Source organism: Spirosoma foliorum (genome assembly GCF_014117325.1).
Taxonomy (GTDB): domain Bacteria; phylum Bacteroidota; class Bacteroidia; order Cytophagales; family Spirosomataceae; genus Spirosoma; species Spirosoma foliorum.
The window spans coordinates 2,053,405-2,076,376 of the sequence record NZ_CP059732.1 but is presented as its reverse complement, the minus strand read 5'-3'; the positions used below and the strand labels follow the sequence as shown (position 1 = coordinate 2,076,376).

Annotated in this window: 20 protein-coding genes and 2 pseudogenes; 14 read left to right on the top strand and 8 right to left on the bottom strand. The window is 45.2% G+C overall.

The genetic code is table 11. The annotated features are described in order from the left end of the window. The first annotated feature begins 9 nt into the window (after positions 1 to 9). Both H3H32_RS08370 and H3H32_RS08365 read left to right on the top strand, forming a co-directional pair. Complete coding sequence (locus H3H32_RS08370) at positions 10 to 486, top strand: helix-turn-helix domain-containing protein (protein WP_182462255.1); 477 nt, start codon at positions 10 to 12, stop codon at positions 484 to 486. After that, positions 479 to 1,018, top strand: coding sequence for a transposase (locus H3H32_RS08365; protein ID WP_182462254.1), 540 nt, complete (start codon positions 479 to 481; stop codon positions 1,016 to 1,018). The genes H3H32_RS08370 and H3H32_RS08365 overlap by 8 nt, the downstream gene beginning before the upstream one ends. Before the next feature lie 708 nt (positions 1,019 to 1,726). Here H3H32_RS08365 and H3H32_RS08360 read toward each other — a convergent pair. After that, positions 1,727 to 2,254, bottom strand: coding sequence for a GNAT family N-acetyltransferase (locus tag H3H32_RS08360; RefSeq protein ID WP_182462253.1), 528 nt, complete (start codon positions 2,252 to 2,254; stop codon positions 1,727 to 1,729). Between the two features lie 473 nt (positions 2,255 to 2,727). Next, entirely contained in the window at positions 2,728 to 3,579 is an 852-nt protein-coding gene (locus H3H32_RS08355; protein ID WP_220472616.1) for an SDR family oxidoreductase, read from the bottom strand. A 176-nt stretch (positions 3,580 to 3,755) separates the two neighbouring features. On the opposite strand from H3H32_RS08355, the gene H3H32_RS08350 reads away from it, so the two are divergent. Further along, the gene (locus tag H3H32_RS08350) at positions 3,756 to 4,103 is read left to right on the top strand and encodes a winged helix-turn-helix transcriptional regulator (RefSeq protein ID WP_182462252.1); all 348 of its coding nucleotides are present in this window, start codon (positions 3,756 to 3,758) and stop codon (positions 4,101 to 4,103) included. A 455-nt stretch (positions 4,104 to 4,558) separates the two neighbouring features. Here H3H32_RS08350 and H3H32_RS08345 read toward each other — a convergent pair whose 3' ends face one another. Further along, a complete protein-coding gene (locus tag H3H32_RS08345) occupies positions 4,559 to 5,713 on the bottom strand; it encodes an FAD-dependent monooxygenase (protein WP_182462251.1) in 1,155 nt (384 codons plus the stop codon). A gap of 108 nt (positions 5,714 to 5,821) precedes the next feature. On the opposite strand from H3H32_RS08345, the gene H3H32_RS08340 reads away from it, so the two are divergent. Continuing rightward, positions 5,822 to 6,691 carry an AraC family transcriptional regulator gene (locus H3H32_RS08340; protein WP_182462250.1) on the top strand — a complete coding sequence of 290 codons (870 nt, stop codon included), beginning with the start codon at positions 5,822 to 5,824 and terminating at the stop codon, positions 6,689 to 6,691. Between the two features lie 124 nt (positions 6,692 to 6,815). Here the strand turns inward: H3H32_RS08340 and H3H32_RS08335 are convergent, their stop codons facing one another. Then, the gene (locus tag H3H32_RS08335; RefSeq protein WP_182462249.1) at positions 6,816 to 7,769 is read right to left on the bottom strand and encodes a helix-turn-helix transcriptional regulator; all 954 of its coding nucleotides are present in this window, start codon (positions 7,767 to 7,769) and stop codon (positions 6,816 to 6,818) included. Positions 7,770 to 7,860: 91 nt separating this feature from the next. On the opposite strand from H3H32_RS08335, the gene H3H32_RS08330 reads away from it, so the two are divergent. Beyond that, positions 7,861 to 8,841, top strand: coding sequence for an FAD-dependent monooxygenase (locus tag H3H32_RS08330; protein WP_220472615.1), 981 nt, complete (start codon positions 7,861 to 7,863; stop codon positions 8,839 to 8,841). Between the two features lie 382 nt (positions 8,842 to 9,223). Then, on the top strand, positions 9,224 to 9,937 hold the full coding sequence (locus H3H32_RS08325) for a hypothetical protein (protein WP_182462248.1): 714 nt from the start codon (positions 9,224 to 9,226) through the stop codon (positions 9,935 to 9,937). Positions 9,938 to 10,040: 103 nt separating this feature from the next. Here H3H32_RS08325 and H3H32_RS08320 read toward each other — a convergent pair whose 3' ends face one another. Then, complete coding sequence (locus H3H32_RS08320; protein WP_182462247.1) at positions 10,041 to 10,379, bottom strand: hypothetical protein; 339 nt, start codon at positions 10,377 to 10,379, stop codon at positions 10,041 to 10,043. Between the two features lie 241 nt (positions 10,380 to 10,620). Beyond that, the gene (locus H3H32_RS08315) at positions 10,621 to 11,625 is read right to left on the bottom strand and encodes a TlpA family protein disulfide reductase (RefSeq protein ID WP_182462246.1); all 1,005 of its coding nucleotides are present in this window, start codon (positions 11,623 to 11,625) and stop codon (positions 10,621 to 10,623) included. Between the two features lie 613 nt (positions 11,626 to 12,238). Between H3H32_RS08315 and H3H32_RS08310 the strand changes: the two are divergent. The 6 genes and pseudogenes from H3H32_RS08310 (at position 12,239) to H3H32_RS08285 (ending at position 16,648) form a co-directional block, all read left to right on the top strand. Then, a pseudogene (locus tag H3H32_RS08310) lies at positions 12,239 to 13,418 on the top strand (IS256 family transposase). A gap of 95 nt (positions 13,419 to 13,513) precedes the next feature. Further along, positions 13,514 to 13,999, top strand: coding sequence for a hypothetical protein (locus H3H32_RS08305; protein WP_182462245.1), 486 nt, complete (start codon positions 13,514 to 13,516; stop codon positions 13,997 to 13,999). Positions 14,000 to 14,136: 137 nt separating this feature from the next. After that, complete coding sequence (locus H3H32_RS08300) at positions 14,137 to 14,352, top strand: Tn3 family transposase (RefSeq protein WP_182462244.1); 216 nt, start codon at positions 14,137 to 14,139, stop codon at positions 14,350 to 14,352. Between the two features lie 15 nt (positions 14,353 to 14,367). After that, a pseudogene (locus H3H32_RS08295) lies at positions 14,368 to 15,093 on the top strand (Tn3 family transposase); the annotation flags it as partial. Between the two features lie 121 nt (positions 15,094 to 15,214). After that, positions 15,215 to 15,448 (top strand): Tn3 family transposase, encoded by a 234-nt coding sequence (locus H3H32_RS38170; protein WP_182464281.1) that lies wholly within the window; start codon positions 15,215 to 15,217, stop codon positions 15,446 to 15,448. Positions 15,449 to 15,622: 174 nt separating this feature from the next. Next, the gene (locus H3H32_RS08285) at positions 15,623 to 16,648 is read left to right on the top strand and encodes a sensor histidine kinase (RefSeq protein ID WP_182462243.1); all 1,026 of its coding nucleotides are present in this window, start codon (positions 15,623 to 15,625) and stop codon (positions 16,646 to 16,648) included. 428 nt (positions 16,649 to 17,076) lie between these two features. On the opposite strand, the gene H3H32_RS08280 is transcribed toward H3H32_RS08285, so the two are convergent. Next, a complete protein-coding gene (locus H3H32_RS08280) occupies positions 17,077 to 17,532 on the bottom strand; it encodes a hypothetical protein (RefSeq protein ID WP_182462242.1) in 456 nt (151 codons plus the stop codon). A gap of 218 nt (positions 17,533 to 17,750) precedes the next feature. Next, positions 17,751 to 18,881 (bottom strand): sensor histidine kinase, encoded by a 1,131-nt coding sequence (locus H3H32_RS08275; protein ID WP_240543710.1) that lies wholly within the window; start codon positions 18,879 to 18,881, stop codon positions 17,751 to 17,753. A 301-nt stretch (positions 18,882 to 19,182) separates the two neighbouring features. On the opposite strand from H3H32_RS08275, the gene H3H32_RS08270 reads away from it, so the two are divergent. Next, positions 19,183 to 22,191, top strand: coding sequence for a sensor histidine kinase (locus H3H32_RS08270; RefSeq protein WP_182462241.1), 3,009 nt, complete (start codon positions 19,183 to 19,185; stop codon positions 22,189 to 22,191). After that, positions 22,188 to 22,877: a response regulator gene (locus H3H32_RS08265; RefSeq protein ID WP_240543709.1), complete on the top strand. Its 690-nt coding sequence runs from the start codon at positions 22,188 to 22,190 to the stop codon at positions 22,875 to 22,877. Before H3H32_RS08270 ends, H3H32_RS08265 begins: the two co-directional genes overlap by 4 nt. Positions 22,878 to 22,972 lie beyond the last annotated feature (95 nt).

The following is a 22,972-nucleotide window of genomic DNA, read 5'->3' as shown; positions in this document are numbered from 1 at the left end:
TTTTTTGGGATGGATTATAACACGAAAATAACCGAATCACTGGCAGAGTTGCAACAGCTTGAAAAGCAGCAAACCAATGCCACTCATCGCGATCATATCCGCTTCATTCGCCTGCTCAAAGAACAGAAAGCTAGCACCCAGCAACAAGCCGCCACCCTGCTCAATCTCTCTTTAAGGCAAGCACAACGTTTGTGGCGTACTTACCAGCAAGGCGGTTTATCGGCCCTCATACCCCCACCCAAAGCCGCCTACATAGGCAAGCTCTCCTTTGTCCAGATTAGTCAATTGCGCCAATTCCTGCTCGATGACCAAGCCCAGACACTGGCCGACATTCAGGCCTATCTGGCGGGCTCTCATGGCGTACAATATACCCTTGGGGGCCTCTGCGATTTATGCAAGCGACTGGGTATCAAACCCAAGACAGGTCGCCCTGTCCACTATCAACAAGCACCGGGAGCGCTGGAAGCCTTTAAAAAAAATGGTTGACGAGTGTGCTCAAATCGGCCCCAGCCAACTGCTCTACCACCATGAGCTACGCACCGGCACTCGCACCGAGTTAGGACGTAAGTGGTCACCTGCCGGGCATCGCCCCCACTCACCCATCCGCATTGGTTACGAGTTTACCTATTTATATCTGGCCTTGTGTCCCTTTGGCAACCAGGTGTACGCGGCCTTCTTACCGGCCTTAACGGGGGAGTGGTTCAGTTGGTTTGTGGCTCAGATTGACTCGTATCTACAAACGCCCTGTCTGTTTGTGGCTGATGGGGCTAAGGCCCATGTGGCCGGGGCCTTTGCGGGCACAAAGCTGCGATTTTGTCGGCTACCGGCCTACTGCCCGGAGTTGAACCCGGTCGAGCGAGTCTTCCAGGAGATTCGACGGGGCTTGAAGCATCGATTGTTGTCGAGTGTAGAGGAGGCTCAATGCCGGGTGAAAACCCTCTTGCAAGAGCTATGCAACGATGCGGTTGCCTTTACGAACTTGGTCTGCTTTCCTTACATTCAAAAGGCGACAATCTGATTCTAAATTAGTATAAGATCTATCAAGAAATGAATCCAAATTAGATTTAAACAAAAGTATTGAGGTTGGATGATATGGACAATTGTGTTTTACTTACATATATAATCGATGTTATTGAATGAGTATTGAAATTAGGATACTACCTAACGAATTTACCAACTACGTTTCTGATACCATATTCATACTAGCGGCACCATTCGTTTTTTCTTAGGCTTAGTGTTAATGCGCCAAATTCTACCAAATGATAATACATACTAGCAACCATAACCTGGTTGCTAGTATGTATTATCCTCCTGGTCTTTAAGGTGTTTAGAGATAATATAATTCAGTGGATGTATTAATAGCTATTCTGTTACATTGTATATTAAGTCTCTTCAAAGGCTCCCCAAAATGAGACGATATTCAAGAAATGAAAAAAAAAGCAAGACCCTGATACGTACTAAATCGACCTCTAACAGACTCACTATAAAGTGTGAGACGGGGAAATATCCTCTCATAATTCGAACATTTATGATAATTTCTTGTAGCTATTATCCAATAGCCTTATGTAAAAAGCATAAAAATAAATGGCCTAATGATTGGTTTATTTATGTACCGTCTAAAAAAATTCTATCTTTAGAAAAAGCAAATGCGATGGCATTTTGAGGTAAGTGTTTAACTCTATGGTTGCTAACTTAAAATAACTTAATGGTAACAATAGATCGAAAATTATCTAATATACAGCTGCATAACAACCATTCTTTTAAACTCGTCTATAATAAATGGATATGATAAATCCGTTTCGCCCGTAACCATGAAGCCTTGCTTTTCATAAAACTTAACGGCATCGGCGCCCTTCATTGCTTTTAGCCAGATAATCTTTTTGTTCCCATCTATCGCCAATTGCTTGACCATCTTGAGGGTAGATTTGCCTAAACCTTTGCCAGTTGCTGCTCTTAAAAAATAAATCCGTTCAATTTCTAAATAGTCAACGTCTTTTGATCCGTCAATAGATTTATTAGTATTAATTTTTAATACTCCTACAGGAAAATTATTATATGAAATAAGGTAAAACGCACTTTTATGAACATTCATTTCAGCTAATAATTTTCCTTCTGTAAAGCTGGTTTTTATGTAGTTTTTGCTTTCGTCACTCCATAAATAAGTATAATGTTCGAGATATGATTGTCTGTATATTTCTAGAATTCTCGATATTTCATTCGCTGAACAATTCTTGTAAGTAGGTGCTTTAATCATGATAAATAAATTCCAAATAATGAATACATAAAAACTGGTTTTTCTTAATCATAACAGACAGAACCAAATAGCAAATTGACGCTACTGCTAACTATTAAAGCTTGGTCACGCTACGCGTCTGTTATTGGAAATGATGTTTAAAATGACGATAGATACGATTAGAAACGCACCTATAAACAGCTTGGTAGTAACTGTTTTTGTTTAATTCAGTAAGGAATGGCCTTATTTGTATGTCGATAGCCGGATCAATTGATGCATCGATGATATTATTTGATGAATCATTCATAATTGTGTTTCTGATTCTTAAAATAATGTTTTACAATTTAGTTTTAATACGCGTTTATTTGGCGGAAAGCTGCTTTTAAAGATTTCCATACGGCTAAAACTTTATTAATTGCATTTTGCAATCCGGAAGTAGACATTGTACCGATTCGGATTAATGTTCATGCACGGCTAGACTTCCTACGCCAAACTTAGAAATTTGTAGACAGGCTACTTTTTTTATTTTTTTCCAATGCAACAAGCTGATTATGGTAGTAACTAGTTGCCTTCGCAAAGGCGTCTTCTCCCATAACTAAATGTAAAGGTGGGTCCGCCATTTTTGCTGTATCTACAAGTATCATTGCTAATTTTTCTGGATTACTTGGCTGTTGCCCATTGTACTGGGTCATTGTATCGACGAGCCTTTGGGTAGGATATCCATCAATTAAATTTTTAGCAGTAGTAAAAGATCCAGCGGCTAAAAAGCTAGTTCTGAAAAGACCTGGTGAGACAATTGTTACTTTTATATTAAATGGTTGAACTTCTTTTGCCAAAGCTTCTGAAAATCCGATAATTGCAGACTTTACCGCATTATAGCTTCCTGCACTCGCATCGCCACCATAACCCGCAGATGATGAATAATTAAAAATATGTCCGCTATGCTGTTTTCTAAAGTGCGGCATTATATTTCTAATGACATTTAAGAAGGCAAATACATTAAGATTCATGGATTGTTGAAATTCCGAATTGGAGACTTCTTCCAGGCTTCCTAATAGCATATAACCAGCATTGTTTACAACCACATCAATTCTACCGAAATGATCCACAGTTCCGTTAATGGCCTTAATAACATCGCTCTCATCGGTAAGATCAACCGTCAGGGCTAATAACCCTTTATGAAAGCCCGTTTCAGCTTCAATGCTTTTCTTGTCTCTTGATGTTGCTGATACTTTTTGGCCATTAGCCAATAATAGCTTTGTTAATGTTAAGCCGAACCCTTTCGAGGCCCCGGTGATAAACCATACTTTTTCATGTAGATCGCTCATAAATCTATTTTTTTTCAAAAGTAGGTTGAATTAAGTATCCTTTTAATACTTGTATACAAAAGGATACTTAATTTTAAATAACTAAAAATCCATTTGTCAACTCTCGGGTGGGGTAGCTAAAATAAAACCTCCTTTTTTCGCGATCATGCTGCCATTAATATACTTTCGATACTTATACACTAAGGGATACTAAAATGGAAGTCCAGGACGAGATAAACTTTCAAGAGAAGATAAAGTGGGTACAGGATACAATGTTTGTGTTAGGCGGAAAATGGAAACTGGCAATTATTATAGCTATGTATCACGGGAATAAGCGATTTAACGACATATCGATTTCGATACCAACTATCACCAACCGTGTACTTTCCAAAGAATTAAAACATTTAGAAGAAAATCTTTTGATAAAACGGGTAGTTGTCAGTGACTATCCTATCAAGGTAGAGTACCGTTTAACTGAATATTGCTACACAATCTCAGAAGTTTTAATTGCTATGGAAAATTGGGGCAAGCAGCACAGAGAAAAAATTAAAAAGAAAGAATAACCTCCAAATTTTCGATGAACCCAGAATGTGAACTTGCTACTCTTTACTGGACGGAAGTTTAGGAAACTAAGTGGAATGTCTACCAAAATTGTCAATAGCGACTATAGACGGTCCAGCTTTCCCGGCGGATGAAGCGGGTCCCTGACGTCGAATATTCACGTATTGGAAAGACGAGTTAGTCGTGATTCCCACTGAGCAAATCGCTTACTTTTACACGGCTCATTCGCTGATCTACATCTATTGTCAGGACGCCAGGGTATATACCAGCCCCACGAGCCTGGATGAATTAAGGGATTGGATGCGGACCATTTTTTTCGGGCTAATCGCCAGTTCCTGATCGCCATCCGATCTATCGACAGGATCTTCCAGTATGGCAAGAATCAGCTATAAATTTGCATTGTCCAACTGTTACTTAACGAATTTTCATGACAAGAGCCATTGCGAGAAGAGATGGATTAACGTAGGTTACCCGATTCCTGATACCCTTCATTCAGCATCCAATGGCTAAAGGTTGCATACGCACGGGCATAATTGAGGGCATCCTGGGCCAGTTCGACTGTCCGGGATAGCCGCCTTACTGTTTCGTAATGAGGTATGCGGTTGCCTTGGTAAGCAAGAAGGGCCTCCGATAGGGAGGGTTTTGCTAGTAATGCCTTAATTAGTATTCCTACATCCTCTATGCCTAAGGTGCCGCCGGCGGAAATGTGAGGTGATAGCCCATGAGCAGCATCCCCCAATAAAGCTACCCGACCGGAAACCCATCTGGGCAGTGCTGGCACATACATCACCTGGTTGTGGAGGATACGTTCTTCCGGTGTACGTTCGATCAGCCTCAGAAGCGGCTCACCCCAGCCAGCATCATTCATCTGAGCTGCGCGTTTTAAGGCTTCTTCTTTCTTGGTTCCCCTCGGGGCTTCGCTGTCAAATTGATTGACCATCCAGGTCGTTACCTGGCCGTAGGTTAAAAAATAGCCACCCCTGGTTTGTTGGTGACCAACTGTCAGCACACTCCCATCGGCCGGTTCATCGCCCGTTGGCACCAGAGCTCGCCAAACATGATGCCCTGTATGTTCCTGAGCGGAATAAGCGGGCAACAGCTGGTTTCGTACTTTAGAATAAATCCCATCCGCCCCGATTAGTAAGTCGGCCTTTAACTGGGTTCCATTTTCCAGCAAGATTGTCACTTCATCCGCCTGCTCATCAAAGCCAATCACTTTTGTCTGAAGCTTGATGGTTACCTGTCCCAGGGCTTGGGCCAGCAGGGTATTAAGCTGCGGACGCGGATACAACACAAAGGCGTGATCGTCCACACCAAATCCTTCCGCCCGAAATCGATGACCAGCCGCATCATAAAACCAGGTTTCAATAGGGGTACCCAGCTGGAGCAATTGCTCACTCAAGTTTAACTCGTTCAGTACATCGGTTGCGTTTTTCCATAAACCGATCGAGGCACCGGCAGCCCTTATCGCGGGTGCCTGCTCGCAGACGGTTACAGTTGCCCCTAACCGTTCGAACGCAATGCCGGCGGTTAAACCAACCAGGCCGCCACCCGCCACAACGACCCGCATTTTATGCAAGTCAACACCCTTTGCTTCCGTTACCTTTGTCATCTCTTTCTTCTTTATAAAAATTTATACAAAGAAAAAGGGAATCAAACTTGAAAAATGGACCATATCCCCGTATTAATACCTCAAATCGCAGATTAAGTCTATATCTTTATGGCTACTAGTAAAAAGGGTAGCATTCCCGAGTTTAGCCTGGCAGGCACCTCCCTGAACGGGATCGCCTTTAAAAAACTGGGACTTAGCCAACCCGTATTCCAGGAGCATAATGTCCAGTTAGCCCACCGGGACGATCATTATATGCTGGTCGTGCTTACGGAAGGCCATTTGACCTACTGCATCGATTTCGAAACTCACCAAATCCAGGCTCCCGGCCTTCTGATGGTTTTTCCGGGGCAAGTGCATCAACTCACCCCACAAACGCCCCTGTCGGGGTGGGCTGTCAGCTTCGAGGCCGTACTGCTTAGTGAAGACCTCAACGTTCTACTGGACAAGGTGTGGCGGGATCAGATTGACAATGCATGCGATATGCCCACGCCCTGGTTTAAGCAACTTGAAAACCTGCTTACAGTCATCGGTCAGTTAGTGGACAAACCACTAGCTACCTCGCAAAATGCGGTAACAGCTTTAGTGTCGGGGCTGCTTTTTATGCTCGCAGGTACAATCTCGGGGATGGGCCATCCGATTAAGTCTACCCCAAAACGGTCATCCCTGGTAAAGCACCAGTTTCTTCAGTTGCTTTACCAGCATTACAAAGACTGGAAGAAACCTTCTCAGTATGCCGAACGGATGCACATCACCACCGCCCATTTGAATGATACGATCAAGCGAGTTACCGGCCGGACCACCACCCAAGCGATCCAGGAGCAGTGCGTACTGGAGGCTCGGCGGTTGTTGCAGTACACAGATTTAGATGTAATCGAAATAGCCTACCAGATCGGCTATGTGACACCCAGTCACTTTATCAAACTATTCAAACTGGTAACTGGCCTGACCCCTTTCCAATACCGGCAAAAGCTAGGCTGATTTTGCCGCCTGACTAAAAGCAGGAAGAGGGGCTGGTTAATAAACAATGAACTATTATTTATTCTCGGCAGGGTTTCCGTAGCTAATTTCAAAAATTGCCCAAAAAACAGGACAGCTTTAGCGTTTATCCAACCAACGCCTTGCTATACTGTTTGGGCTTCTTGCCGATATACTTTTCAAAAATTCGGCTGAAATGACTCAGGTTTTCATAACCCAGTTGAGCGCCCACATCGGATACCGATTGATTCGCTTCGCGCAGCAGCCGGGCCGCTTCCTGCATGCGTGCATGTTGAAAGTAGTCATAAATACCCCGGCCGAAAACTTGCTTAAACAAGGTGCGCATTTTTAGTTCGTTCATGCCCGCCACTCGCTTCAAGTCGCTGATCGAACTGGGTTTAGCCAGGCAGGAAACCAATTGATCGCGTACCTGATAAATGGACACGATGTCCTGCTCACTGAAGGTCTGATGGGCTGTTTTTTCTCGCCGGCTTAACCGCTGAAACAAATAAAAGAGTAGTTCCATCGCCTTCAGCCGGTAATAATAAGCCGGTAGTGAACCGGGTGGCTGCTTCCGCACAATCGCATTCAGGGTGCTAATCATTTCGTCCGTCATCACTTCCTCAAGGAGAAAATCTGTGGGGTTCTCAAACAGAAATTGAAACTGGTCCGCATCGCCACCCAGGAAGCTTTTCAGATAATCCGCCTGGACCAGGACCGCCACGATCACCACCCGGGAATCTGCTTTAAAGAAACTGGTGTAGGTGTACGTCGATGGAAACACGCGGATAAAGGGTTTGTCATCCGATGATTTCCGGGTACTATCCCCAGGCCAATCGTCAGCAGCCGAGACCACATTTTTGAAAAAGAAGCAAATACTCCGATCAATGAATTTGGGTGCCGTCGTTTGGCGGGTGAACGTTTTGTTCACCCTATACGAAGCGGTGAACATGGCTAAGCCGGGCAAAAAGTCGAAACTTTTTTGTCCATACATGGTCAGGTTCTCGGTCGTGTTTGGCCCAATATCGTAGCCTATTTTATCAATAAACTGTAGGAACTGGTGCGGATCGTCTCGATGCATCTTCGTTTTACGACTATTTTTAGTCCTGATTGGGTTATTTTACCCCTAAAGATGCGCCTATTTTTGTGATCTACAGCAACCGATAATTGTCATGAAGAAGTCCGTTTTAATAGCGGGGGCCAGTATCGCAGGGTTAACGCTAGCCTATTGGCTCAACCGATATGGCTACCAGGTAACCCTGATTGAGGTCGCCAACGGCCTCAGGCGGGGCGGCTCGCCCATTGATGTTCGGGGCGATGCCCTGACCGTGGCCAACGACATGGGTATTCTGGACCAACTTAAGGCCAATCAATTGGTGCATACCGATGAGATCGTGAATGCCCATAATGAACCCATTGTGCAATTTTCCATCAATGCCCAAGCCGAGTATGCGGGTGACCTGGAGATTCACCGAGACGATTTGGTGGACATACTATACCAGGCTATCCCACCCAATGAGGTCGAATTTTTGTTTGAGAATCGAATTGAGACCTTGAGCCAGGATGACGATAGTGTGGCCGTCAGGTTTAAAACGGGCGAAGCACAACGGTTTGCCTTTGTAGTTGGCGCGGATGGCACCCATTCCACCGTGCGAAAACTCGTATTCGGGCCTGAAGCGCAATTTGCTCGCTTTTTTGGGGCTTACTTTGCCCTGGCTGAAGCCCCTTTTATAAAACCGAATCAGCCTAATTCGGCTACCCTCTACCAGGAGGTGGGCAAAACAGCCCTATTATATCCGTTTAAAAACGCCGTTCAGGCGGGCCTTCTTTTTCGCTCGTCGAGGCTACCCTATGACTATCGCAAGCAGGACCAGCACAAGCAAATTCTAATCGACCATTTCGAAAACGGCTTGTGGAAGATTCCCCAAATTCTAGCGGCTATGCTGGCTTCGAATCAGTTATACTTTGATGAAGTCGTGCAAATTCATATGCCCAGCTGGACAAAAGGTCGAGTGGCCCTGGTGGGCGACGCAGCTCATACGACTAGCTTTCCCACCGGTATGGGTACCAGTTTGGCTATGCAGGGAGCCGCTCGTTTAGCTACCGAACTTGCAACATGTAAGGGGAATTATTCAGCCGCCTTTGCCAGCTAGTATCAACGCTTCCATCCGTACGTGGAGCGTGTTCAAGCTCGGATTGAGCGAGGCTTGAATTGGTTGTTACCCCCAACAGAGGCAGCCCTTAAGGAGGCTACTAAACGATTTCAATGAACTTATACATCTTATCAAGCAACAAAGGTATGCTCATGAGATGCGCTCATTGGAGCGTATAGAACCTGCATGCATCCGCTGCAAAAATGGGCGTTTGGTAGAGCACTGTCGTTGGTCGCTAACTTGACCAAGATAGGATAGATTTGCTGAAACCTGTCATCTCGTCATCAACCGTTAGTTATCACCACGTTTGAGCTTCCACTTATAATGGTAGTGGAACACAACTATCTTGACCTTATTTATGAGAAGAGGACTGGTAATTTTTATGATCACTGTCGTCACCGTTGTTGCCGCTCACCATCTGATGGTCTTAGCGCATGAGTGGTCGCATAGTCTGGTTGGCTGGTTATTAGGCTATAAAGCGCAACCACTCGACATTAGTTATGGCGATTGGACTCTGTTTCACGCCGAAGAAGCTATTAACTACGAACCCATCTTTCGATCCTTCCCCTGGAAAGCCTCGTTAATTGCCGGGGCCGCTTTGGCAACGAATGTCTTGTTGTATCTGCTTTCCCAAGCAGGAGTACATCAATCAGCTACCCAACCAAGACCCTTTTTAACCCAAGCCTGCTTCTGGTTTGCCGTGTTTAATCTGGCCGAACTCTACAGTTATATACCTTTACGAGCCTTTTCGGCTAGCGGAGACGTTGGCCATTTTGAAACGGGTTTGAGCATCCCAGCTTGGGTTGGCTTCGTTTTGGGCACTCCCTGGATCGCCTGGCAACTGATCGTATTGCTAACCAAAAGTATGCCAATTGCATATAGCTCTTTAGGACTCAGCAGTACGGGGTCAAAGATGGCGTACAGCTTCCTAACGGCTTCCCTAGTATTTGGTTTATACGGGAGTGCCCCGATCTTTTATTACAGCTTAGTAGCTCCTCAAGCCAGGTGGTCGCTCTTTTCAGCCCTCGTTTGGATCGTTGTCCTTTTCCTGTTAACCCGTGGTCTACTCAAAAAGCGGTCAACTGCATTTCGTTAACTACGATACGGGTCCTTCGCTTTGCTGCTGTGGACAGTAAAGGACGAAAAAGTACCAAGCCTGTTAACAATCTATTGGTCATAGCATTAATCTCAAAATACGCTCACTTTTTACGTACAGTGATTAACTCTAGTAGACCTGGCAGGGCAATTAGGGATTCCCCTTTGTAGCAATTCGAGCGGGCTCGACCACTCAACAGAATGGTATCGCGGTCGGCCGCTTTCCCGGTGATAAAGTCAGGATTGCAACTCAATGTATAGAAACCATCAACTTGGCCGGTTTTGACATTAATGGTACTTACACCCCCTTTGTTGTAAACGCCCGTTTTTTCAGTCAACAACGAATAGCTTGTTGATTGGCAGTCGCAATCGGCTGGAGCGGAGGGTTGGCGACAAGCCAGTGCACTGAGAGAAATGGTAAGTACGGCTATGGAAGTTTTCATATTTAAAGGACCCGCGAACTGCGTTCTGGGTTGTATTTAGCCAAGCTTACTCACTAGGATCAACACCTATCAACCAGCACCATGTCTCCTAAAAACGCTGATTTCGCAAAACACGGATTTGGCAAGCTATTTCAACGTAATACTACACATAATTCGTCATTTGACCTTTACAACCGATCTACCCAGCTTTCTTTAACTGATGTTATCGTGAATCGCAGCTATTTACCCATTTGGCCCAACTTTAGTTGATTCGTTTGGCTATTTCTGCAAAGGATAAATCGGCTCCCAAAATCTTCCCTTGAGGAGAAATCAGAAATGTTCTGGGTACTCCAGTGATGTTGTAAGCTTGGGCCACTTGGCTTTTAAAGCCCTGTAGATCGCATAGGTTGAGCCAGTTGATTCCATCTTTTTGAGAGGCTGCCAGCCATTTTTGTTTGCTGGTATCCAATGACACACTTATGAGTTGAAGTTTTCCCGAAAGCTTTGTTGTTATAGTCGCCAGTTTTTTGTTTTTGACCCGACATGGACCACACCAGGAAGCCCAAAAATCCAGCAAAATATACTTTCCTCGTAAATGCTTGAGATTAATCACTTGGCCATTGCTTTTCGGTAGCTGAAACACAGGAGCGATTGAGCCCTGACTTACCTGTTGCTCCAAGTTCAAATACATGCTTGTCTTAGCACCATAGTAAGAGTCTATGACAGGCTCAGCTAATTGAGTATAAAGGTTTTTGATGATTAGGGGCGGTTGCAGCCGATCTGCCACAATCAGATCGTAAAGGGCCGTAACCGCTGCCAGATTAGTGCGATGGCTTACCAATTCCTTTGCGAAGCTGTTGGTATAAGCGGCATATACCCTGGCTCTTTCTCGGTAGAGCGAATCCTGAGTGGCAGGTTGGCTCGTTTCATAGGAAAGTTGGCCAATAGTCTTGATGAACGCTAAATGCTTGTGTCTAAACTGAAGATACCAATAGTTTACGGAATCGGTCGCTAAGGAAATCGTCAGGTCATACTGGGCATCGAACTGGATATGGGCTGCTGGGTAAAGAATGGCCTTTTGGGAATCTTTCCCAACATCTCTAAACCAAATAGTATAAAGAGTAAATGGTTGATAATGAGAAACTGTAAACTGGTGATTAGCAATAAGTGCTGAATCTGTTTTTAGGGCTTGGCCAGTGCCATGAGAAAGATAGACCATGCCACTCTGACTACCTTTTACCGGTATGCTAAGTGGAGGTTGTGCCAAGGCTATAAATGAGAACAAGCAACCAAGAAAGAGAATGAAAGGCGACCGCATTTAATCCGAGTTTAAGTAAATCAAATAGTTTCCTTAGTCATTCTATAAGTAGTCAATTACTTTTCATGTTTATTTATGCAATCGTTAATCGGAACGGTCTGGTAGCAAATTGGCTCATAGATGTAAGTAAGTTATTTAGTCAAGCAAAAGTTACAACACCTGCTATTACTAGAGAAACCATTAAGGTCTTTTAACAGGGGAGACGCTAAGGGCTATACGCGACTGATGGTAATTGTAAAATCATAGTCCCATAAAAAAGCTCCAACTTGAGACAATGAAGTATTCATAAATCTACTTGGGGAATTTGAAAAAATAGCCATAAGTAGAAGCGGATTCATTTATCCTAATATTATTCCGAGCGGGAGCAAGCGGGAAAACTAACTCAGGAAGTTACCGATCAAAGCCGAGAGGATCTCAAAGCGCTAACCCAAATTAAACAGGTCGGAGAGTGTTCAATAAAGTGTGTCAAGTTATGATTTGCTAACTTGACAATCAAATGGATATAAAAGGAGATAAAAATGGCTTCGATTATGAGGCCTTTCGGCAAGAAACTATCGCTAAAATGATGGCGGGCGAGAAGGAACTGACGGGCAAAGATGGCCTGTTGGCTCCCTTATTGAAAGATTTGCTCGATGCTGCTCTGTCAGGGGAGGTGCAGGCTCACGTGGAGCAAAACCGCCCTAACCGACGCAACGGTAGCCAAGTCAAGCGGGTCAAGACGGGACACGGTCCGGTTGAGGTGGAGATGCCGCGTGATCGGGAGGGTACCTTTGAGCCAAAGCTCATTGGTAAACGACAAACGACCTTGGGCGAAGGCTTAGACAACCGCATCCTCTCGCTCTATAGTAAGGGCATGTCTTACCAAGACATTCAGGAGCACCTGGAAGATTTATATGGCCTGGAAATCAGCTCAGGCCAATTATCAGCTATCACGGATAAAATACTTCCCCTGGTTGAACAATGGCGCTCTCGCCCGTTAGAGCCAGTTTATGCCTTCGTCTGGTTAGATGCCGTTCACTTCAAGGTTCGCCAGGACGGAAAAGTCATCAGTAAAGCCGCCTATAACATATTAGCGATTGAGCGCTCCGGCGCCCCGGTTACAGGGTCGTAAGGATTTGTTAGGGATCTACATTGGCGAGGCAGAAAGTGCTCGTTTCTGGTTAAGCACTCTGACTGATTTACAAAATAGGGGCGTAAAGGATCTGTTGATTTGCTCAATTGATAACTTATCGGGCTTTGGTGATGCCATTGAAACGGTGTTTCCTCATACTGATGTACAATTGTATCTGGTTCACCAAGTGCGTACCTCCTTAAGGTATGTAGTCTCCAAGGATCAAAAGGCAGTAGTGGCTGACTTAAAGCCGATTTACCAGTCAGTGAATCTGGTCGGAGCCGAACAAAAGCTGGCTGATTTTACGGACAAATGGGGTCAAAAGTATCCGTTGGTCGTTGAGAGTTGGAAACGAAACTGGTTGCGGCTAACGCGTTTCTTTGAGTACCCGCCTGCCATCCGCAAGGTAGTCTACACGACGAATACCGTGGAAGGATTTCATCGACAGATACGCTGTGTGACTAAATCGAAAGGAGCCTTTTCATCAGAAACGGCATTGCTCAAACTACTCTACTTAACGACCCAACGCATTATTGAAAACTGGAAACTGCCTTTACAAAATTGGGCGGCTACACTTCAGCAATTGACGATCTTGTTTGAAGACCGAGTCCGAAATCACATTACGATCTGAGGAAATGACACACTTCACTGAACATTCCCACAGGTCGTCCTAAACAATCAGTGATTGAGCAATTGGTTGACCAGTATTTATCTAACGGAGCAACATTGAATTCTCTTCAGCACCGACTCCAGGAGTTGGAAAAGCTCAACCATCGGTATCACCAGCAGGAAGCTTTCTACGGTTGGCCACACCAGAATTCAATTCGTTTACAACGCAAGGTGTCCAAGTTGTTATCCCTGTTAAACTTCGATGAGACGACTTCGACCAAAGACATGATGGATGCCCTACGTTATTTTCGTACGCACAATGATTTAACTGGCAGCCCACCAACAAATTTACTTTCACTGCTGCAACAGTGTAAAGTGTTGAACGCAAAAGGTAGCCTTCGGGTATCACTTTACAAAGTATTACTCTTCCATCATGCCACCAATCGCATCAAATCGGGGCGGTTGAACCTGCTTCACAGTTACCGATATCGGTCATTTGAGAGCTATCTAATCCCTAAAGAACAATGGCTAAAAGAGCGAGCGAACTTCCTGGAACTAGCTAACCTTACTGAATTTGCTGACAGTGCCGAGGTGCTGGTGTAATTCTAGGAAAACAATTACACCAGCAGTTGGTGACGACCAACGAACGTATCCTGACAAGCCATAACGTTCATGTAACCCAGAAATAAAGATAGCAAACTTGTGGTAGATACCCCCAAAACGGCCAGCGACTCATTGCATTGCTTGATCCTTATGAACTCTTCCCCTCCAGCAAGGTAATTTCGCTTCAGGAAGTGCTAGCCACGGTCAATTCGATCACTAACTTTACCGATTCATTGACCTACTGGCAACCCAAACATATCCCTAAACGGCCTGCCAATTCACTTTTCCTGACTGGTCTAATGGGGCTGGGGTGTAATGTAGGGATTCGGCAAATGACTCAGATCATCCGCTAGGCATCCGAAAAAGGTTTAGATGAGGTCGTCAAATGGTATTTCTCACTGGAGAATCTGAGGCAAGCAAGTGATGTAATCGTGGACTATACCAAACAACTGAAGTTACGGATTCACCTAAAAGATGATCCAGATCTAACCTATTCCAGTAGCGATGGACAGAAGGCAGAAGTGGCACAAGATTCGTTACTGGCCCGTTCATCATTCAAGTATTTTGGCAATCGAAAAGGTGTATCAGCCTATAACTATGCGGACGATACGCTATTATTATTTGATTCGCTGGTATTTAGTGCCGGTGACCGAGAAGCGACTTATCTGTTGAATGGTCTGATCAATACGCAAGTAGTCGATTCGGATGTTCATTCAACCGATTCCCATGGAGCCACCGAACTCGTATTTGCTGCCACCCATCTATCGGGTATTCGTTTTGAACCTCGTATCAAGAATTTCTTACGTCAACAGCTTTACAGCATTGAACCGATCAGTCACTATAAAGACCAAAACTACGTGCTAATGCCCAATGGACGCATCAATACTGAACGGATCATGGAGCAGTGGGACTCCATTCTACGGCTGATGGCGACGATACGGTTGCATTATAGCAGCCCCTCTGAGTTATTCAATCGACTCAATTCCTATGCTGCCGAGAATCCTTTATATCGATTTGGTCGCTTAATCAAGAGTATTTTTCTGATGCGGTATATCGATAACGTCAGGGTGTGTCAACGTGTTCATCGACAATAGAATCGAAGTAAAAGCCTCCATCAGTTAGTGAAGAGCGTTTGGTTCGGGCGTCATGGTCAGATGGGTTGGGTAAGTCGTCTGGATCAAGAGGTGGCGGAGACAGCGAAACGAGTTATTCTGAATTACATTATTTGTTATAAATTGCATTATTTGTTATAACTATTTACATCTTTCGGATCATCTTAGTCGACCTACAGATCGTGATGAACGTAGGAAGTTTATCCAACGACTCTCGAAGCTTAGCGTTCTAACGCACCATCATATCAATTTTAACGGAATTTATGATTTTGTAGATGGAATTGATTTAGCTGTTTTTCCATTTGGTTTGCCGGGTATTGAGAGCTTAGAGTTATAAATTTTATATTTCGGGTACAAGTGAAAGATTTACCCTGTTTGTTTGGTTATGCCCAAAGGTCTGTATGCAACATCTTTCTTTTCCAGCACGCCCCAACTGCCATCTTCAGAACTCCTGTTCGGCAGTTGGGTTCATTCGATTACCCTACCGACACACCTTTTCTAGCGCCCAATTATGATCCCGGTCAACGACTCTCGGCTGCGTTGGCTTGGGCCTATTGGCCTGTTTCTGTTCGGAAATATATTTTTCCGGCTCGCTTTCTGGTTACAGGCCAGTCCAATCGCTCTCATTCACTCCACGGTAGTTGGATTAGGAGCAGGCTGTTTATTCTGGCAGCTAAACCGCGCTATTTTCCGTTATTTCCAACAACAGCATCCAGGTCTGGAACGTACGGTCAGGCGCCTGCGGATGGTGTTACTATTGATTCCTTTACTCGTAAACGGAGCGGTCTTTTTCCGATTTGGTCTTCACGTTCTCTTAGGTTCGAGGCCAACGCTCTGGCTTGATTGGGTCGACTACGTTACCTCACTTGGTATTCAGTTGTTTTACCAGGTGGTGTACATCAGCATTTACGAAGGCGGATATTTATTAAGTCAATGGAAACGCACTTATCAGGAAAAAGAGGAGCTTATTAAAATTCAGTGGCAAACCCGCTTTAATTCGTTGAAGGGACAGGTCAATTCTCATTTTTTATTCAACTCGCTCAACGCTCTTTCTGCCCTGATTGAGGAGTCGCCAGCGCAGGCCAGCCAATTCGTGGATGAACTCTCCAAGATGTATCGGTATCTGCTTCAGGCAAACGATCAGGAGCTGGTTTCCCTACGCACGGAATTAGCTTTCATTGACTCCTATACGCATTTGCTCCAAACCCGCCACGGCAGCGGAGTGACCGTACAAACAACGGTTCCCGAAGATTATCTGGCTAGCCTACTTCCTCCTCTGACATTACAACTGCTGGTCGAAAACGCCGTAAAACACAACGTTGTTTTGGCTAATCGCCCGTTATTGATTGAAATTGGCACAACAAAATCCGGACAACTGCAGGTGCGAAATAATCTCCAGCGTAAGCACATACGCGCACTGAGTAATGGCGTTGGCCTCGCTAATATCATGGCCAAATACCGGATGTTAACCCCTCGAGAAATTATTGTTCAGACGGAAGGTGATCACTTCACGGTTCTGTTACCCTTGCTTAAATAACGTGAATTATGGGGGATTTACGAATAGAATTCCACTAGTTTTTTGTCATCCCTCCTGACGTCGGGATGACAAAAAATAACACCATAAATAGCTGACAATCAGTTGATCATTTCAGACTCTATCCATTATTCACGTTAAATAGGGAATAGTCTAAGCCTTCCAAACTCAATTACAACTGGCTAGATTTTTTGTCATTTCTCCTGCGTCAAAATGACAAAAAACAGTTTATCTTTTCTATAAAAGGGAAAGTCTAAACAGCTTCCGGGGATATCGCCAGGCAAAGTAAATTTCAACCAAAATCCTGATTTAAAGAAAGTTAACCTATTAAGCATCATTTAACTTTAAGTCTGAGTAAATCCTTAAACGTCAAACAGCCGATTCCCATAAAAACAAGGAATCGGCTGTTTGACGTTTAAAACTATCAGGTATTATCGCTTAGCAACAAAGGCCATTGTCGTCGTTTCGCTCGTAGCCTGATCAGTTTCTGAATAGTTAAAAATAACGGTAGTTCCTTCAGCATCGGCAATTCGGGTGGTGCCAGAAAACAGGCCGTATTCTGTACCTTCCTGCTTGATGTCCAGATCACCAAAGTCCTGATTGTAATCATCCAGGCCTGTGGTTTTCAGCAGAAGTTTCATGTTCACTTTCGTATCCGACACTTTCGTCAGGGTTACAGTACCTGATACCGTTTTCCCGTTACTGGTCGTCGGTAAAGTTGGCAAATCCAGATTTGTTTGCGAATCAGTGTACCGGAATGAGCTCAGTTTGTAGCTTCCCGCGAATTTATCGGCGAGAGCGCCTGCCGGTTGTGGAGCAACGTCGCTCCCTTTTTTACAAGCCGTAAACGCCACAGCAACAAGCAGAAACAAGAGTAATTTTTTCACCGTAATTTGTTGTTTTAGAGATTTATATGTGATTACAGATGCAAACCTAAGCGCATCATTCCTGGCTATTTAAGGCAACTTGTTTGATCTGTTATTTAGGCTATCTGAAGTGTTAAAATCTGGCTACCAATTATATTTTGCGGTGTACACTTCACAAGTTGAGCGCATAAAAAAACCAGACAATATATAGTCTGGCCAAACACCCAAATCTGATTTGATTAGCTACCGTTGCGCTTTAGCTTATAGGTTGCCGCTTGACACATTAGAAGAGGTAGCCGAACGGTAAACTGCTCCGCTGATTTGTCAACACTGGGCGGAGCCAAGTTTAACATCTGATACTTCGCCACAATGTTTGATAAACCTACCCCGTTCGAAAGAACACGAGTGGTTTTTCGCTGCAACGTATTGCCAACGACTAATCGTCCCTGTTCATCTACCGTAATCAGAATACGAAGTGGCCGCTTTGGCGATACCACATTATGTTTGACGGCATTTTCGACCAACAACTGTAATGTTAGCGGAGGCAATTGGCAGAGATGATAACCTTCATCAACGTTAACCGTTAGACTCAGGCCACTTCCGTAACGTGTCTGGAGCAAATGGTAATAGGCATCAATAAAGTGTAACTCAGCCTCCAGGGTCGTTAAATGCTGCTCATTTGCCCGAAGTACGTAGCGATACACACCGCTAAGCTTATCGACAAATTGCTCTGCCTGTTGGGCATCTTCACTGATTAGAGAAGAAAGTGTATTAAGTGAATTAAACAAAAAATGAGGATTCACCTGCTGCTTTAGTACATCGAGCTGGCTTTGCAGGTTGGCTATCCGCAACTGTTCTTTTTCCTGCTCCGATTGTTCCAGTCGCTTTCGGTACACAAATAAGTCCTGTACAGCTAATAAAACACCATAGACCAGATTATAGAACAATGCATTGATGATTCCCCGGAACCAATCGAGACCGTATCCATTCAGACCAAGCTTTACGTGATTGATCGTCAGTGAGACCGTATCTACCCCGGAAGGGAATCCGGCCAGCGATTTATGGATAACCGCAAATTTGGGGACTGCGATAACCCAGGCCAGTATTGTAGAGGCTATCACACAACTACCGAAGGTGATCAGTATTCGGTAAACCCGGCGGAACTGGCCAGGTAAAACAAGCCGACAATAGAGAATAATCGCTCGGTTCAGGTGCCATGTACTGATAATTGTGCTCAGATCAATCAACAACAAAACAAGTACCGTTCCAGTAATTGGTTGGTCGTAGGTATCGTCGCTCAGCAGCAGAAGCGCCATAAGAAAACTAATGCCCACAACCCGCAACCAGATATCATTGACGGTACGCTTCATTTACAGGCCCATTCTGGTGTTGAATTCGTCCAGTAGTGCTATCGGTTTCTTAAATCCAACACCACAACAATACATAAAAGTAGCTCCTCTCCTTTCCTACTATCGTGCCAGAACGGCATCAATTGGCAAATTACATGCGTGAATTGTCGATAAATGTGAATGTATTGTAGATGCACTCGGCATGACTACCGGCACTGCATTACCCGCCCTAATTGATCACATCTTTATGCTATTGGCCATTGTTGCACACCGCCTTTCGATGGCCGTATCTTTGACTAAACAATACAACTAATCTAGATCTATGCGTTTCTGGCGATGGCTGTTGTACTTAACTACACAGCTCCTGATGGTCCCTTTGAGCCTATTAGGTCAACCATCAGGTGTGTCGTTTCAGCACTATACTACGCAGGAAGGCTTATCGAACGATCAGGTTACGGCGATTCTAAAAGATCGACGTGGATTCATGTGGTTTGGTACCGTTAACGGTCTGAATCGCTTCGATGGAGTAAAATTTACAGTCTACAAACGGACTGAGCGGCCAGATGGGCTTCCCGGCAACTACATCGTATCCGACGGGCTGGCTGAAGATCGCGACGGATTTATCTGGGTGTCTACCAACCGAGGGCTATGCCGTTATGATCCGCAAACAGATCGATTTCTGACGATTCCTCTCCCTCAGCAACGCGATCAGGTAGCTGATAACGATTTCGTTTCGCCCGTTCATTTCGATCGAGCAGGAATTGGGTGGTTTGCATCGGTAGATCATGTCTACTGTCTCGAATCACGAACACACCAACTGACACCTTTCCCAATTCCAATGATCCATCCAGGTACGTATGCCATCCCACTTCCTGACCAACAGGGACACATTTGGGTGTGGCACTGGGGTGTTATTTATCGACTCGACCCAAAAACCAAGACCTATACGTATTTCCTGGGAGCTGACGCCAAACATCCGAATGAACACCAGTCAGTAGAACGGTTAACTGAGCAAAACGGGCACGTGTTTGCACTTTTGGAACAGGGGGAAGTACGTCAGTATGATAAAACCACTGATCGTTTCAATAAACTCTTCGAGCATTCAGAAGTTAGTACTGACCTGGTAGAAGATCAGCTACCGGATGGTCAGCTTTTACTCTGGCTGGGTGGCTACAACCGACTAACGGCCTACGTACCTTCAACGAAACGGTTTACAGAATTCACCCATGTTGCCGATGACCCGCTGAGCTATCCGGGTGGCTCGGTCGGCGTTATGTGGATGGATCGGCAGACGGGTATTATGTGGATAGGTACATCAGAAGGTATTGCGAAAATAGATCCGGTAGCGCTTAAATTTAGCCGAACGTGGTTGCCGAAGCGGTCAGCAGGACCGCCCGAGCCAGCGGAGGTTGTACGGCAGGATTATCGAAAAAATGATCAATACTGGATTCTGGGCCATCATACACTTTATCTATGGGATCGGCAATCTGGTTCGCTAAAGCCGGTGCCCAATGAGACAAATCTAACCATTCGTCGATATTACGCTATGTTGCAGGATCGACAGGGTCAGGTGTGGGTTGGCATGCAGGGAGGAGTTGCTATTTATGACCCGACTTCAACACAGTGGCAAATTCGCCATGATCTAGCCGTTAAGGATAAGCAAGCCAAACTCACCGTGCAGACTCTTTGTCAGGGTGCTGACGGGCGCATTTGGCTTGGCACTACCTCCAATGGCTTGTTCTGGTATGATCAAGCGACCAATCAATTTAAACCGTGGCTATCGCCGGGACCTGATCAATTGCCGATGGAAATTGGCCAATTACAAACAGACCTTCGTGGGTGGATTTGGGCAAAAACAAGATCGGGTCTGTTTCGCCTGAATCCGGCAACTGGGCAAACAAAACGGATTCAGTTACGAGGTTCTGAAAAATCGGTTCAGCCATCTGACCAAATTCATAGCACGTTTCTGGTCGACAGACAGGGAAAGCTTTGGGTATCGGGAATTGATTTTCTGGTTCAGGCCGATATAAATGGTCAGATTCAGCAAACCTATACCCTGACAAATGGCTTGCTGGCCGACCATGTATTCGGCATTACCGAAGATCAGCAAGGACACTTATGGCTGGCCAGTGACGAGCAGTTGCATGAGCTGGACCCTAAAACGAAGCGATTTCGGTACTATAATGAATCGAACGGCTTATTTTCCAATACGCAGTTCAAAGTAATCAGCCTAGATCGACAGGGTACGTTGTTCACAGGATTTTTCGGCGCGTTTGCTTATTGGAAACCAGAAAATCTTCGGCAAAATCATGTGCCGCCACCGGTGGTGATTACCCACATTCGGGTCAATAATCGGCCACGGGAAGTAACGTCTACAATTCAGCTTGAACCGGAAGAAACAACGCTGGCTGTCGATTTTGCCGCCCTCAGTTTCAGCCAGCCCGAAAAAAACCGTTATGCCTATCAGCTCGTTGGCTTCGATACTGACTGGATCATAACGAATGACCGTTCAACGACCTACACCAACCTTGAACCGGGAAATTATACCTTCTGGGTAAAGGCAGCCAATAACGATGGTGCCTGGAATGAAACCGGTACTACGCTGGCCATTAAGGTAGTGCCGCCCTATTGGAAAACTGCCTGGTTTCGATCGCTTCTGGTGCTTGTAATCCTGGGGATTCTGTACGCCATTTATCAATACCGCGAAAGGCAGCGGCAACATCTTGAACGTATTCGGGATCGAATCGCAACCGATTTGCATGACGATATGGGTTCAACGCTTAGTAGTATTCGTATTTTTAGTGATGTGGTGCAGCAACAGATTGCGCCCACAACACCTGAAGCGGTACCCATTCTACAGCGAATCAGCAATAGTGCCACGACCTTATCGGAATCGATGCAGGACATTATCTGGACTATTCAGACGAAGAATGACCGACTGGACGATGTTGTTACCCGAATGCGGGAGTTTGGACTAAAAATGGCTGAAGCAAAAGGGATTATGTTTCGAATGGACGTATCGGATCAATTCGAGAAAACCCGGTTGAATGTGGAGCAACGACGAAATCTATACCTGATTTTTAAAGAAAGTATTAATAACGCGGTGAAATACGCTGAACCCTCGCGAATTGATGTGTCTCTGACGATCAATGCAGGAAAGCAGTTGCGCCTGACCATCAAAGACGATGGACGTGGATTCGATCCGGACAGGGTTCAAGCAGGCAATGGTTTACCTAACCTACAGAAACGTGCCCTTGAAATCGGGGGTAGCCTAACCCTGAAGTCTAAACCAGGAGCCGGAACTGCCATAGAATTGCTGACAAAATTATGACTGACGCCATCAAACTAGTCTATTACGAAGACAATCGCGACCTCCGCGAAGGCATCTCTTTTCTGCTACAGGCCACACCGGGGCTGGAGTTACTTGGCGCGTTTGCTAACTGCCGGAATTTGACCGATGAGATGAGGTCGTTGCGTCCCGACGTAGTACTAATGGACATTGACTTACCCGGCATTTCGGGCATTGAAGCCGTGCCTATTGTGAAAGCAACCTCACCCCAAACACAGGTACTGATGCTAACGGTTTTCGACAATGAGGAGAAGATTTTTCAGGCGATTCGTAATGGAGCCAGCGGGTATTTGCTAAAACACACCCCGCCATCGGAAATTATTGCCGCCATTTTCGATGTTCACCGGGGTGGCTCACCCATGACCGCCAATGTTGCCCGCCAGGTACTCCGTTTCTTTCAACAACAAAACGCCCTGCCGACTGATACGCCTTCAACTAATGTAACAACACCCGCATCGCGCCCTACTACAGAAGACTATAAACTCTCGACACGGGAGCTGGATATCGTGAAGGGGTTGGTAGCAGGGTACAGTTACAAGCTCATTGCCGACGAACTTCATATCAGTATCGACACCGTTCGGTCGCACATCCGCCACATCTACGACAAACTACAGGTCAACTCCAAGACCGAAGCAATCCTGAAAGCCATGCGGGAAGGATTAGTGTGATAATAAGCCCACAAAATCACATCATTCGGGGCACCTTACAGCTCATTTTCACATGTTTGTGCGATTGATGGGCGTTCGGTAGACGGCCAACTTTG

Excerpts from the sequence above, each read along its gene's own strand:
- H3H32_RS08370 (WP_182462255.1), top strand. The coding sequence starts at position 10 with ATGGATTATAACACGAAAATAACCGAATCACTGGCAGAGTTGCAACAG.
- H3H32_RS08365 (WP_182462254.1), top strand. The coding sequence starts at position 479 with ATGGTTGACGAGTGTGCTCAAATCGGCCCCAGCCAACTGCTCTACCAC.
- H3H32_RS08360 (WP_182462253.1), bottom strand. The coding sequence starts at position 2,254 with ATGATTAAAGCACCTACTTACAAGAATTGTTCAGCGAATGAAATATCG.
- H3H32_RS08350 (WP_182462252.1), top strand. The coding sequence starts at position 3,756 with ATGGAAGTCCAGGACGAGATAAACTTTCAAGAGAAGATAAAGTGGGTA.
- H3H32_RS08345 (WP_182462251.1), bottom strand. The coding sequence starts at position 5,713 with ATGACAAAGGTAACGGAAGCAAAGGGTGTTGACTTGCATAAAATGCGG.
- H3H32_RS08340 (WP_182462250.1), top strand. The coding sequence starts at position 5,822 with ATGGCTACTAGTAAAAAGGGTAGCATTCCCGAGTTTAGCCTGGCAGGC.
- H3H32_RS08335 (WP_182462249.1), bottom strand. The coding sequence starts at position 7,769 with ATGCATCGAGACGATCCGCACCAGTTCCTACAGTTTATTGATAAAATA.
- H3H32_RS08330 (WP_220472615.1), top strand. The coding sequence starts at position 7,861 with ATGAAGAAGTCCGTTTTAATAGCGGGGGCCAGTATCGCAGGGTTAACG.
- H3H32_RS08325 (WP_182462248.1), top strand. The coding sequence starts at position 9,224 with ATGATCACTGTCGTCACCGTTGTTGCCGCTCACCATCTGATGGTCTTA.
- H3H32_RS08320 (WP_182462247.1), bottom strand. The coding sequence starts at position 10,379 with ATGAAAACTTCCATAGCCGTACTTACCATTTCTCTCAGTGCACTGGCT.
- H3H32_RS08285 (WP_182462243.1), top strand. The coding sequence starts at position 15,623 with ATGATCCCGGTCAACGACTCTCGGCTGCGTTGGCTTGGGCCTATTGGC.
- H3H32_RS08275 (WP_240543710.1), bottom strand. The coding sequence starts at position 18,881 with ATGAAGCGTACCGTCAATGATATCTGGTTGCGGGTTGTGGGCATTAGT.
- H3H32_RS08270 (WP_182462241.1), top strand. The coding sequence starts at position 19,183 with ATGCGTTTCTGGCGATGGCTGTTGTACTTAACTACACAGCTCCTGATG.
- H3H32_RS08265 (WP_240543709.1), top strand. The coding sequence starts at position 22,188 with ATGACTGACGCCATCAAACTAGTCTATTACGAAGACAATCGCGACCTC.